Raw genomic sequence first — 11,690 nt, 5'->3', positions numbered from 1 at the left:
CGGCGGGACTCGCGCTGCGCGCTCGACCCGCCCTACACGCTCCACCGGGTACCACGATGTCGTGTAGGGCGGCACGCGCGCAGCGCGTGCCGCCGAAGCCGTTGATCCAAGCGCAAGATCCATGTTTCCAGGCTTGGGCTTTCCACCCCGCCGCATTGCCGCGGCGGGACTCGCGCTGCGCGCTCGACCCGCCCTACACGCCCGACTGGGCACCGCGACGTCGTATAGGGCGGACGGGCAAGCATCGAATCGCTTGTCCTCCGTGTACTCCGTGTTCCAGGCTTTTCCACGACGCCACCTCAGCGCAGCTGGATCGCCGGCCCGTGCGGCGCGATCGCGCAGGTGAGGTCGGGCGAAGCCGGGCGCGGCAGCGGGAGCGGCGTCTGCACCGGCGCAGGCCCAGGTCCGCCGCGCACCGTGAGCAGCACGCCGACGAGGGTGAGTGCGCCGCCCGCGATCGCGAGCGCGCCCATGGTCTGGCCGAGCCAGAGCCAGGCGAGTACGCCGGCGATCAAGGGCTGCGCGTAGAGGAAACTCGACACGACCGATACCGGCGCGCGCGACAGCGCGAAGCTCCATGCGATGTAGCCGAGCACGGTCGGGCCGACGCCGAGCCAGACCGCGCTCGCGACCTGCGTAGCGGATGCGAGCGCGAGTTTCTCCGGCAGGTGCAGGCCGAATGGCAGCAGGCCGAGCGTGCCGACGAAGATGCTCGCGGCGGTGAAGCCGAGCGGCGTCGTCCGCTGCAGCAGCGGCTTCTGGAACACGAAGTAGATGCTCGTCGCGAACACCGCCACCAGCACGAGCAAGGCCATCGGTTCGAAGCGGATCGCATGGCCGGAGCCGAATGTGACGAACAGCGCGCCGACGAAGGCGATCGCAAGCCCGACGAGCACGCGCGCGCCGAGCGTCTCGCCGAGGCGCAGCGCGGCGAGCGCGGCGACCACGCCCGGCGCGATCGAGACGATTACCGCGGCCGAACCGGCCGGCACGCGGGTCATCGCATAGCCGAGCGCGAGCTGGTAGACCGTCATGCCGAGCAGCGCGAGCACGACGACGGCAGCCCAGTCGCGCCTGGGCGGCAGCGCGATCCAGCCGAGGGCGACCGGCACGGCGAAGATCGCCGACGCGACGAGGAAGCGCAGCAGCGCGAGTTCGGCCGGCGCGAACGCCTTGAGGCCGTACGAGATCGCCGGAAATGCCGACGACCAGACGAAGATGGTCGCCGCGGCCGCGAGCAGCGGCAGCGCGGCGAGGAAGGGACGGTTGCGGATGTCCATGGCGGCCTCAGCTGTGGAGTGCGTGGCGGCCGAGCGGGCGGGCGTCACGCGCGGGCGCGCCGTGTTTCGGCACGCGGATGGATGGGCGGCGATCGGTAGACGCGTCGCGTCGCGGCGCGCTCGACCACATCGGCGTGGTGGGGTAGCCCCTCAACCCCAGGAGACCGCCTGCGATGGCATTCAATTCCTTCAACATGGCACTGGCTCGACGACTTGCGGGTTTGGCCCGGTAAGCGAGACGATAGGCCGATTCCGCGTGTCGCAGAAGCGACATGTTTGATAGTAAGGCTTGAGGTTTATTCAAGATGGATCGGGCCCCATTGAACGCGCTGCAGGTGTTCGTGACAGCCGCGCGCGCAGCCAACATGACGCGCGCGGCCGAGCGGCTGCACCTTACGGTGAGCGCACTGAGCCACCAGGTGCGCCTGCTCGAACGACGCCTCGGCGTGACCCTGTTCGTGCGCGGCCCTCGCGGACTCAAGCCGACGCCCGAGGGCGCGATGCTGCTGCAGCGCGTCGGCGTGCATCTGGATGCGATCGACGAGGCACTGCAGCCGCTGCGCGGGCGCCGCGACTGCGTGCTCAGCATCAGCGCGCTGCCGTCGCTCGCATCGAGCTGGCTCGTGCCACGCCTGCCGGGGTTCGTCGCGCGCCATCCCGACTTCGAGTTCAACCTCGATTCCTCGGTCGAACGCGTCGACTTCGCCGACGGCCGTTTCGATGCCGCGCTGCGATACGGGCCCGGCACCTGGGAAGGCGTCACCGCGGAGCTGTTGTTCGAGGAATGGCTGACGCCGGTCGCGAGCCCCGCGCTGCTCGCCGGGCGCAAGCGGCCGCGCCTCGACGAACTCGGCGACTGGCCGCTGTTGAGCCCCGATGATCCGTGGCCGCGCTGGTTTGGCCAGTTCGGCGGCAAGGAACCGAAGCGCTACGTCGCGACCTTCAGCGATTCGGACACGCTGCAGCGCGCGACCGTCGAAGGCATGGGCATCTCGCTCGGCCGCGCGACGCTGATGAGACCGCTGGTCGAAAGCGGCCGCCTCGTGGTGCTGTTCCCCGAACGCATGAAGGCGCGCTACGCGCATTACCTCGCGTATCCGGAACGCTCGATCCACCACAAGGGCTTCCAGGCGTTCCGCGAATGGCTGCACGCCGAAGCCGCCGCATTCCGCGACAGCGGCGCCGCCGATGCGATGCCGCTCGCGGTGCGCGCACCGCGTGCCAGGCGCGCGCCGCGCCGGTAGTCCGCGCGACGCGGCCCGCCGGCGCCGATTCGCGAAGAGCCGGCGGCGCGGACGCGCGTCGCGCTCAAGCGCCGCAGAGTTCGCGCGTCTTCGCCGCGTGGCCGCGCAGGCTGTTGTCGACGTAGTAGTCGAGCAGGCCGCGCGCGAGCTGCTCGTCCGCGGCGGGAATCAGCGACTGCGCCTCGCGCATCCAGCCGTCGATGCACGCCTGTTTCGCCGACGTTCCGGCGGCGCACGCCAGCAGGTGGTCGAACGCCGTGCGATACGTCCGCAGCTGGGCGCGCGTGAGCACCGAGCCGTGACCGGGGACGAGCCGCTCGAAGTCGACCTTCGCGAGACGGCCGAGGGCCGCCTGCCAGCGCGCCGGGCAAGCGGTATCGAACAGCGGCGCCGGCAAGGTCACGAGATCGCCCGCGGCGAGCGTGCGCGTGGCCGGATCGAACAGCCAGACGTCGCCCGCGGTGACTGCACGCGTCTCGATGCCGACCTGCAATCGCCTCCCGGCGACCATCCGGGCGCCGCCTCGCGTGACGCGTTCATCCGGGTACAGGGCGGGGCCCGCGTCGATGAGTGCGAGTTCGCCACGCAACGCAGCTTGCTGCGCCGCGTCGCCGCCGGGCTTGGCGAGCGCCTCTTCGATCTGCGCGCGGTACCTGGCGAGGAAGCCGTGCATCGCCTGCTCGATCGCACCGCTCGCCTGCACGCGCACGCCGGGATAAGCCGCGCGCAGCCGTGCATTGCCGCCGACGTGGTCGAGGTGCCAGTGGCTGTTGAAGATCGCGACGATCGGTAGTTTGCGCGCATGCGCATAGTCGATGATCGCATCGGCATGCGCGGCGTGCCGGCCGCTGTCGAACACGATGAGGCCACCGGCTCCATCGAACACGATCGTGTTGCCGTCGGGCTGGTCGCCTGCGACGAAGCGACCGGGCACGAGCTGCACGCCGGGCGCGAGTTCACCGGCCCCGACCGATGTCGCGAGCAGCAGCGTCGCAACGAAAGCCAGCACCCTGCTCATCATCGGCGTGCTCCACGAGACGGTGGCGCGAGCCTCCCACGCCTTGGGCAATGCGGCACCTGCCGTTGGTCCCATGGCGCGGCGCCGTGCGACGAGGCGTTGCCGGCGCGCGCCGGATGCCCGTTCTGGAGGACGGCCGCGACTCACGCGCCCGCGCTGCGCGCCCCGTCCTGCGCACGCGCGCGCTCGATCAACCAGAGCATGCCGGCCAGCGTGAGCCAGGCGAGGAAGAACGGCCAGCGCGGCAGCGGGACGCTCCGCATGCCCTGCTCCGCCGGCTCGCTCGCCCCGACGAGCAGGCGCGTCGCTTCGCGGGCATCCGCTGCGGCGAGCGCCGCGGCTTCGCCGCGCGCGCGCACGAACACGGGATGACGCCGCTCGCCGTCGACGAGCGCGTGCCAGCCCGCCTGTGCGGGCCACCAAGCGGCGCAGCGTTCGCCGGCTCCGTCGATGATCGGTAGTGGCGTGCGCTCGCCGGATGGCGATTCGACGACGGCGCCGGCGGCGAGATCGCAGATCACCGCACGTTCGTCGACGCGCGCGTGCGTGGGCAGGCGCGGCGATGCGTTCGCGTGCGGGCGCGCCAGCATCGCGAACGTATCGCTCCACAGCGTGCCGTAGCGCGCTCGCTCGCCCGCGAGCGCGAGGCGGAAGGCGTCATCGAGCCACCAGAGGCCGACACGGCCATGCCCTCGCACGCGCCAGGCACCGACCACCGAGCCGTCGTCGGCGCGCAGCAGGGGCGCCGCATCCGCGGCCTGCACGTCGATCGGGCGGCGCGTGAAGGCGGGATGCGTATCGGCGCCGCCGAGCGTGCGCGCGAGCGCGACCGCCACCGGCTCCTGCCCGCTCGCGTGCACGTCGAAGCCGAGCGCGGCCCAGTCGCGCGCGACCTCGGGCGACAGCGGCCCGGTCGCACGCAGCAGCAGGCCGAGGCCGTCATCGACGGCGGCGAGCAACGCCGCCTTCGGTACGGCGCCGAGCGCGGCCCATGCGCGCTCGTCGACGAGCACGACGTCGGTCGCGGCGAGCGCCGCGGAATCGAGCACAGCGCCTCCTTCGACGAGGGCGACGCCTTCGCTGAGCCCGACCCGGCTGTCGAGGCGAGCGCCCGCATCGACGGCCCAACGGCGCAGGAACTTGAGCTCCGCATCGGGCGCACCGGCGAGCACGAGCAGCGCGAGTGGATCGCCGTCCAGCACCGACAGCGGCACCGCGACCTCGTCGATGCGCTCGCCATTCGCGTCGCTCGCGCGCACGCGCAGCGACAGCGTGCCGGCTGCGCGCGCATGGGCCGTGAACGCGAACGCGCCCTCGGCGTCGGCCGTCGCGCTCGCGACGGTCGCGCCGGCGGGGTCGAACAGCTCGATGCGCGCAGCGGGCGCGCCTTCGACGCGACCGCCGATGCGCACGGCATGACCGGCGAGCGTTTCCGCGGGCGCATCGAGCGCGACGATCCCGCGCGGCAGCGGCGCCGCGTCGAACGCGACGACGCGGCCGCGTGCGGCGTCGCGGTCGCGCGCGGGCAAACCGCCGCCGACGACGCGCACGCGTGCTGCGTCCGCATGTCGGCGCAGCGCGCCGGCAAGGTCGGGCACGCGTTCGATCGCGCGCGGTGCGTCGACGCCGGGGAGTGCGACGACGTCTTCGCCGCGACCGAGCGCGGCAATCTGCGCGGTGGTCACGCGCGGCGTCAACACGACGAGTTCGCCGCTGCGGTGCGCTTGCGGGCTCGACGGTGGATACAGGCAGAACCAGAGCGCGATCGCGGCCAGTACCTGCAGCACGACGCGCGATGCGCGACGCGCACGGCCGTCACGACCGCTGCGCCACGCGCCGAACAGGACGCCGGCGCAGAGCAGGATGGCGACGAGCACGGGTGTGTTCATCGCGCGACCGCCGGTGCTTGGAGCGCATCGAGGTAGGCGCGGCTCGCCGCGTCGGGCACGGGGCGCGTCGCCGTCGCGGCGGGCACGCCCGGCAGCAGCGGCCACAGTGCCGCGCACAGCTCGAGGCGGCAGCCGGCGCAATCCGTTTCGCGCCGCGCGTGATCGAGCGCGGCCAGCGCACCGAGTACATCCGGCGTGTCGCCGTGCGCGGCGAGTGCGCGCTGCGCCGCGTCCCAGTCGGCCGCGCCGCGACCGTCGAGCGCCTGCCACAGCGTGACGAGGGCGCCATCCCCTGCCGGCGCGGGAGCGAGCGAACCCGTGCGATCGGCGAGATCCTTGCGCTCGCCGCTGAGCCGCCGCGCCTCGTCGGGCGCCGGCAGCTCGAGTCCGACGCGCGCGAGGTAGATGCGCGTCGCCTGTTGCACCTGCTTGATGTACTCGAGCGCACGCTGCTCGTACGGCAGCGCCTGCGCGGGCGCGCCCTGGCGCAGGTGCAACTCGGCCTGCCACATCTCGCCGAGCGCGGATTTCAGCGTCGCGCGCGTATCCGGATCCAGTAGCGTCGCTGCTTCGGCGATGTCGTGCACATGGCCGTATTCGGCGACGACGTCGCCGGCATCGCCGAACCTCGCCGGTGCGCCCGGGCGCGCCTGCTCCTGTGCCTCGTGCATGCCCGCGAGTGCGCCGGCCTGCGTGGCCGCATCACCGATCGCACCGTCCGGCGCGTGCTCGGCATGGCCTTCCGATTCCTCGCCGAGGAACTGGCCGTAGCGCAGGCGCAGCAGTTTCTGATCGACGCCGATCGCGTCCGAACGCGCGAGGAACTTCGCGTCGTCGAGCTGCGCCTGGTCGGCGAGCAGCGCTTGCGTATCGATGATGATCTGGCGCTGGCTGCGGAAGTAGGCCGGCATCGTCTTCTGCACGATACCCTCGAGGCCGGCGCTGTCCTTCGACGGATCGGCCGGCCAGCGCAGGATCAGGCTCGGGCTGCGCGTCGCATTCGGCTTCGGCGCGCGGTTGTCGGTGACCGTGATCTTCGCGATGACGTCGTCGCCCATCGAAAAACCGAAGGCCGCCAGCTCGAGCGCATAGGTGTATCGCAGCACCACGCGCGGCCCGCCATCGGCCCTCTCCGGCATCACGGGAGAGGCGGGGAGCGTCTGCGCAGCAGGCGGCGGGGTGAGGGTGGCTTGCGCAGGCGTCCCGACCAGTTCGATCGCCTGCTCCTTGAATGCGATGTTCTCCCCGTTACCCTGCGCATGCGTGACGACTAGCTCGGCGCGCGCGATGCCGTAGTCGTCGCTCGCCTCGAACGCGAGCGGCCAGGCCTTCTGCTGCGGATCGGCGAGCGTGAGCGTCTTGTCCGGGGAGAGCACGCGGATTTCGGGCGCCGCGTCGGCGATCGCATCGATGCGGTGCAGGCGGTCGTCGGCGAGCGCCGGCGCGCCATCGACGACGATGCGGTAGAGCATCGACGCCGGGAGCGTCGCTTCGCCACGCCAGTCGCCACCGTCGCGTCGAAGCTCGACGCGACGGCCGTCGTGCAGCGCGAGCGCGACTGCCGACGGTTGCGGCGCGAAGCGAAGGCGCCAGCGCAACGTCGAATCCTGCGGCGCTTTCGCGTCGAGCGATGTCTCGCGGCGTTCGGCGAGGCGCGTGTACGGCGGCGGCGCGATCGTGAGTTCGACCGCCTCCATTCGGGTCACGCTCGCACGCCCGGGCGCCGCACTCGCCGCGACCGGGGCGGCCGCGTCGCGGCGCGGCGAGGGCGCGACTGCGACCGCCGCGAGCAGCAGCACGGCGACGGCGATGCTCGCGCCGAACGCGCGCCATGGCCACGGCGCGCGCAGGTCGAGATCGAGCCGGTCGAGCCGCTGCTGCAGGCGGCTGCGCTGCAGTGCCGCCAGCGGCGCGAGTGCGGCGGGGTCGCGCAGCAGGAGGTCGGTGCTGTCCTCCATCGCGGGCGCGCGCGCATCGATCGCGCGCACGAGCCAGCGCCGATCGATGGCACGCGCGAGGCGCAGCAACACGAGGCCGAGCGCGATGGCGGCCGCCACGGTGAAGACGATCGCGCTACGCGCTCCGAACGCGCGTCCCAGGGCCACGCCGAGTGCGCACGAGGGCGGCAACGCGAGCGCGCACGCGACGAGGCAGCGCCGACCGACGGCGGCTCGGCGCAGGCGATTGATGCGCGGGTCGAGACTCATCGGGCCACCTGCCGCGGAGCGTGCGTGGCGAGCGCGCGCTCGACGAGGAACAGCAGCCCCGCCAGCAGCACGAACCAACCGTCGAGCGGCCGCCGCGCGCCCGCAGGCAGTGGCGCATCGGCGTGCGCCGTGCCGACAGCCGGGATCGGCTCGTAGGCGTCGGCATCGGCACGGTCTGGCGCGGGGGGTGCGCCGCGCAACGCATCGCGCAGCAGCCTCGCGAAGGCGGCATCGAGGACCATCGGCAGGTGCTCCGGCGCCAGCGCGAGCGGCAGCGCGAGGACACGCCCCGCGCCGGGCGTGCGCGAACGCGCGAGCACGCGGCCGTCGGCAGCACGCCAGAACGGATCACCCTGCGCATCGTGCGTGACGAGCGCGACGCCGCCGTGCTCGATCCACGCGTCGACCTCGGCCGGACGCGATGGCGCGAGCCAGGCGAGCCAATGCGCATCGGACGGGACGCCGCGCGCGACGGGCGCGGCATCGAGCACGTAGCGGCCGGGCTCGCGCGCGTTCCATGCCGCGACGGCGGCGCGCAGGTATGGCAATGACGAGGCTTCCTCGTCGGCGTAGCGAACCGCGAAGCGGATCGGGGATCGATCCGCCGTCGGTGCCGCATCCATGGCGCCGTCGACGACGCGCCAGTCGAGCGTGTGCGCGAGTCGCGCCCGCTCACCGTCGAGGCCGGCGAGCGTGCGCGGCACGACCACGCGCAGCACCGCACCCTCGGGCAGGCCCGCGTCGGCTTCGCGCAACAGGCTCGCGAGCGGAACGGCGTCCGTCGCGAGCGCCTGCTCGACACCGGGGAACGACGGCGCCAGCCAGCGCAGATCGAGGCCCGCGCGGTCCAACGCCGCGCGTGCCACCGCCGGGGCGACACCGGGCACGACGTAGGCGCGCTCGGCGACGGGGACCTCGACATGTTCGAGCACGGGCCGGGCGAGCAGCAGCGCGAGCGCGAGCAGCAGCAACAAACGCACGAGCAGCAGCCAGGGCCGTTCGAAGCGGATGCGCCGGCGCGGCGGCGCGTCGACGACGATCCAGCGCAGCGCGGCGAACTCAATGCGTTCGAGCTGCAGGCGACGCACGAGGTGGATGAGGATCGGCAGCGCGAGCGCGGCGAGCGCGGCGAGGCCGAGCGGCGCGAGCAAGGCGAAGCTCATGCGGCATCCCCGTCGGCGCCGCGCGGCGCGTGCGTCGCGAACAGCCGGCGCAACGGCAGGTCGGCCGGCTGGTCGAGCACGTATTCGGCGTGGCGTATGCCGCGTGCGGCGAAGCGGCGCGCAAGCTGCACGCGCGCGTCGCCGAATCGTTCTAGGAAGTCCGCGCGCACGCGCCCGGCATCGACGCGGCGCTCCAGGGGCGACTCGGGATCGACGAAGCGGTGTGCGCCCTCGAACGGGAAGTCGCGCTCGTCCGCGCCGAGCAGTTGCACGCTCGCGACGTCGCGACGCGCCGACGCGAGGCGCTCGGCAAGAACGATCGCCGCTTCGTCGAAGAAGTCCGACAGCAGCACGACCAGCGATGACGGCGCGACGCGCTCCCACAAGGTGCGCACCGCCGGCTCGCCCGGCCATGCACCGGCGGGTCGGCACTGCACGAGTTCGAGCACGCAGCGATCGCGCTGGCGGGCGCCGCTGCCGACGGGCACGACACGCGGCGCGTCGCCGCCGAGCACGACGAGTCCGAAGCGGTCGCCCTGGCGCAGCGCGAGTTCGATCACGCATGCGGCGAGCGTCTTCGCCGCATCGAGCTTGCTGCGCGCAGGATGCGCCCGGTCGGCCTGGCGCATCGAGGCGCTCGCGTCGAGGACGATCCATGCGGTCAGCGGACTGTCGCGCTCGGCCTCGCGTACGAAATAGCGGTCGGAACGCGCATACAGCTTCCAGTCGATGCGACGCGGTTCGTCACCGGGCTCGTAGGCCCGGTATTGCGCGAACTCGAGGCCGGCGCCGCGGCTGCGGCTCGAATGCTGGCCGAGGCCGTCGCCGCCGGCATGGCTGCGCAGCGCGAGGCGCAGGTCGCGCAGGCGCGCGCGCACGTCGGCCGGCACCAGTACCGGCGCCATCACGGCACGCTCCTCGCGCCGTGGACGAGGCGACCGAGATGCGTATCGCCGAAACCGCTCGCGTACTTGAGGCCGTAGCCGAGCGCGCGATCGAACCCCACGTGGGCGGTCCAGACGAGGCCGGCGACGAACAGCACGGGTTGCGCGAGCAACTGCCCGGCGACGAAACAGGCGATCGCGCCAATGTACGCATGCGTCGCGTCGTAGCAGGCGGCGCCGATGCGCGGCCCGGCGAGGTAGCCGAGGAAGCCGAGGTCGGGCGCAAGGAAGCAGAGCGCGAACAGGCCCCGGCCGTATCCCGATTGCGCGTAGAGCCAGCACGCGGCGAACAGCACGCACGCGCCTTCCACGCGCAACAGCGCCCGCACGCCACCTTCCGCTGCGCCGCCCATGGCGATGTCTCAGTTCGGCGCCGGCAGTGCGCGCAGCAGTGCAGCGACGACGTCGTCGGTGCTGCGCCGCTCGGCTTCCGCGGCGAACGACAGCAGCAGGCGATGGCGCAGCACCGGAGCCGCGAGCGCCTTGACGTCGTCGCGTGTCGCAGCGAGTCGGCCATGGATGAGCGCGCGCGCCTTCGCCGCGAGCACGAGCGACTGGCCCGCACGCGGACCGGCGCCCCAGCGCACCCATTCGCGGACCTCGGCGACGGGGCTCGCCTGCGGGCGCGACGCGCGCACGAGACGCGTGATCCACGCGAGCAGGTCGTCGCCGACGTGCACCTCGCGCGTGAGCGCCTGCAGCGCGATGATGTCCTCGCCCGCCATCACCGGCGTGATGCGCGCGCCCGCCGCGCCGGTCGTCTGCGCCACGATCGCGCGCTCCTCCGCCTCGTCCGGATAGTCGACGCGCACGTGCAGGAGGAATCGGTCGAGCTGCGCTTCCGGCAGCGGATACGTGCCGGCCTGTTCGAGCGGATTCTGCGTCGCGAGCACGAAGAACGGTTGCGGCAGGCGATGGGTCGTGCCGGCGTAGCTGATCGTGCGTTCCTGCATCGCCTCGAGCAGCGCGGACTGCGTCTTGGGCGGCGTGCGGTTGAGCTCGTCGGCGAGCAGCAGGTTGGTGAATACCGGGCCCTGCTGGAACTTGAAGTAGCGCTTGCCGGTGCCGTGGTCCTCCTCGAGGATCTCGGTACCGACGATGTCGCTCGGCATGAGGTCGGGCGTGAACTGCACGCGGCGGAAATCCAGCGCGAGCGCCTCGCCGAGCGAACGCACGAGCAGGGTCTTGCCGAGACCCGGCACGCCCTCGAGCAGGCAGTGCCCGCCCGCGAGCAGGCCGATCAGGAGCTGCTCGACCACTTCGGCCTGGCCGACGATGACCCGTGCGATCGCTTCGCGCAGCGCGGCGAGCTTGTCGAGTTGCTGATGGATGGATTGTTCGGTGATGGCGTCATTCATGGCTGAAATTTCGAGTTCCCTGTTTCGTCATTCCCGCGAAGGCGGGAATCCAGTTTGCTTTTCCACGAGTGCGCGAAGATCAAAATGGATTCCCGCTTTCGCGGGAATGACGGCGGGTGGGAATTCGCAGCGGATCATGCCGTCAGCGCGTAGACGACGACGTTGACCGCGAACTTCGTGTTGTCCTCGGCGAGGAAGCGCTTGTTGCGCCAGTCGTAGTCCCACTCGCAGCCGTAGTCCTTGTTGCTGTAGAGCACGCCGAGCCGACCGTCGATCTCGATGCCCTTGAGGTATTCGTGCACGAGGTCGTCGCCCCAGCCGTTGAGTTCGAACGCGGTGTTGGGCGGGCCGTCGAAGCGGAAGAAGCTCGTGAACAGCGGATGGGTCTTCGGCAGTTTCTTCAGCGCGTCCGCACCGAAGATCGTCGCCATTTCCTGCTCGAACGATCTGGCGAACAGGCCGTCGATGTCGTGGTTGCAGTCGTCGACGAGGACGAAGCCGCCCGCGCGCACGTAGCGTTCGAAATGGCGGCGCTCGTCGGGATTGAACTCGACGAGCTTGTGTCCGGCGAGATAGCAGAACGGCTG

General features: G+C 72.0%; 10 protein-coding genes. 1 reads left to right on the top strand and 9 read right to left on the bottom strand.

Features of this window, described 5'->3' with window-relative positions:
* Positions 1–299: 299 nt before the first annotated feature.
* Positions 300–1,280, bottom strand: a complete 981-nt coding sequence (locus ACTHK2_RS13910; RefSeq protein ID WP_440246318.1) for a DMT family transporter — start codon at positions 1,278–1,280, stop codon at positions 300–302.
* A gap of 305 nt (positions 1,281–1,585) precedes the next feature.
* On the opposite strand from ACTHK2_RS13910, the gene ACTHK2_RS13905 reads away from it, so the two are divergent.
* Complete coding sequence (locus ACTHK2_RS13905) at positions 1,586–2,524, top strand: LysR substrate-binding domain-containing protein (RefSeq protein WP_440246317.1); 939 nt, start codon at positions 1,586–1,588, stop codon at positions 2,522–2,524.
* 64 nt (positions 2,525–2,588) lie between these two features.
* On the opposite strand, the gene ACTHK2_RS13900 is transcribed toward ACTHK2_RS13905, so the two are convergent.
* The 8 genes from ACTHK2_RS13900 to ACTHK2_RS13865 form a co-directional block, all read right to left on the bottom strand.
* Positions 2,589–3,533 carry an MBL fold metallo-hydrolase gene (locus tag ACTHK2_RS13900; RefSeq protein ID WP_440246316.1) on the bottom strand — a complete coding sequence of 315 codons (945 nt, stop codon included), beginning with the start codon at positions 3,531–3,533 and terminating at the stop codon, positions 2,589–2,591.
* 152 nt (positions 3,534–3,685) lie between these two features.
* On the bottom strand, positions 3,686–5,431 hold the full coding sequence (locus ACTHK2_RS13895; protein WP_440246315.1) for an Ig-like domain-containing protein: 1,746 nt from the start codon (positions 5,429–5,431) through the stop codon (positions 3,686–3,688).
* Positions 5,428–7,638: a hypothetical protein gene (locus ACTHK2_RS13890; protein WP_440246314.1), complete on the bottom strand. Its 2,211-nt coding sequence runs from the start codon at positions 7,636–7,638 to the stop codon at positions 5,428–5,430. Before ACTHK2_RS13890 ends, ACTHK2_RS13895 begins: the two co-directional genes overlap by 4 nt.
* Positions 7,635–8,801 carry a BatA domain-containing protein gene (locus tag ACTHK2_RS13885; RefSeq protein WP_440246313.1) on the bottom strand — a complete coding sequence of 389 codons (1,167 nt, stop codon included), beginning with the start codon at positions 8,799–8,801 and terminating at the stop codon, positions 7,635–7,637. The genes ACTHK2_RS13890 and ACTHK2_RS13885 overlap by 4 nt, the downstream gene beginning before the upstream one ends.
* Entirely contained in the window at positions 8,798–9,706 is a 909-nt protein-coding gene (locus ACTHK2_RS13880; RefSeq protein WP_440246312.1) for a DUF58 domain-containing protein, read from the bottom strand. The genes ACTHK2_RS13885 and ACTHK2_RS13880 overlap by 4 nt, the downstream gene beginning before the upstream one ends.
* Positions 9,706–10,074, bottom strand: a complete 369-nt coding sequence (locus tag ACTHK2_RS13875) for a DUF4260 domain-containing protein (protein WP_440246311.1) — start codon at positions 10,072–10,074, stop codon at positions 9,706–9,708. The genes ACTHK2_RS13880 and ACTHK2_RS13875 overlap by 1 nt, the downstream gene beginning before the upstream one ends.
* Before the next feature lie 33 nt (positions 10,075–10,107).
* Positions 10,108–11,103, bottom strand: coding sequence for an AAA family ATPase (locus tag ACTHK2_RS13870; protein ID WP_440246310.1), 996 nt, complete (start codon positions 11,101–11,103; stop codon positions 10,108–10,110).
* Between the two features lie 134 nt (positions 11,104–11,237).
* A partial coding sequence (locus tag ACTHK2_RS13865; RefSeq protein WP_440246309.1) for a DUF4159 domain-containing protein occupies positions 11,238–11,690 on the bottom strand: 453 nt, incomplete at its 5' end.

The organism is Dokdonella sp., from assembly GCF_051958935.1.
In the GTDB taxonomy this organism is placed as follows: Bacteria; Pseudomonadota; Gammaproteobacteria; order Xanthomonadales; family Rhodanobacteraceae; genus Dokdonella_A.
This window is presented reverse-complemented; position numbering and strand designations above follow the sequence as displayed.

Excerpts from the sequence above, each read along its gene's own strand:
- ACTHK2_RS13910 (WP_440246318.1), bottom strand. The coding sequence starts at position 1,280 with ATGGACATCCGCAACCGTCCCTTCCTCGCCGCGCTGCCGCTGCTCGCG.
- ACTHK2_RS13905 (WP_440246317.1), top strand. The coding sequence starts at position 1,586 with ATGGATCGGGCCCCATTGAACGCGCTGCAGGTGTTCGTGACAGCCGCG.
- ACTHK2_RS13895 (WP_440246315.1), bottom strand. The coding sequence starts at position 5,431 with ATGAACACACCCGTGCTCGTCGCCATCCTGCTCTGCGCCGGCGTCCTG.
- ACTHK2_RS13890 (WP_440246314.1), bottom strand. The coding sequence starts at position 7,638 with ATGAGTCTCGACCCGCGCATCAATCGCCTGCGCCGAGCCGCCGTCGGT.
- ACTHK2_RS13885 (WP_440246313.1), bottom strand. The coding sequence starts at position 8,801 with ATGAGCTTCGCCTTGCTCGCGCCGCTCGGCCTCGCCGCGCTCGCCGCG.
- ACTHK2_RS13880 (WP_440246312.1), bottom strand. The coding sequence starts at position 9,706 with ATGGCGCCGGTACTGGTGCCGGCCGACGTGCGCGCGCGCCTGCGCGAC.
- ACTHK2_RS13870 (WP_440246310.1), bottom strand. The coding sequence starts at position 11,103 with ATGAATGACGCCATCACCGAACAATCCATCCATCAGCAACTCGACAAG.